We start from the raw sequence: 420 nt of genomic DNA, 5'->3' as shown, positions 1-420 counted from the left end.
GGCTGCTGCTGGAGACGGCCTGGGAGGCCGTGGAGCGGGCCGGGCTCGACGCGGCGCCGCTGCGCGGCTCGGCGACCGGGGTGTTCATCGGCACGAACGGGCAGGACTACGGGACGCTGGCCGCCGCCTCCGACGACGACCTCGGCGGGTACGTGGGGACGGGCAGCGCGGCGAGCGTGGTGTCGGGCCGCATCTCGTACGTCCTGGGCCTGGAGGGCCCGGCGGTGACCGTGGACACCGCATGCTCGGCGTCCCTGGTGGCCCTGCACCTGGCGGGCGAGGCGCTGCGGCGCGGGGAGTGCACGCTCGCCCTGGCGGGCGGGGTGACGGTGATGTCCACCCCGTCGACGTTCGTGGAGTTCAGCCGGCAGCGCGGGCTGGCCCCGGACGGCCGCTGCAAGTCCTTCGCGGACGGCGCGG

The 420-nt window shown here is 76.7% G+C and carries 1 protein-coding gene; it reads left to right on the top strand.

Annotation, left to right across the window (positions count from 1 at the left end):
- A partial coding sequence (locus VR44_RS38295) for a beta-ketoacyl synthase N-terminal-like domain-containing protein (protein ID WP_045952297.1) occupies positions 1-420 on the top strand: 420 nt, incomplete at both ends.

Source organism: Streptomyces katrae (assembly GCF_000966975.1).
GTDB lineage: Bacteria > Actinomycetota > Actinomycetes > Streptomycetales > Streptomycetaceae > Streptomyces > Streptomyces katrae.
The sequence above is the reverse complement of the archived record's forward strand: the minus strand, read 5'-3'. Positions and strand labels throughout refer to the sequence as shown.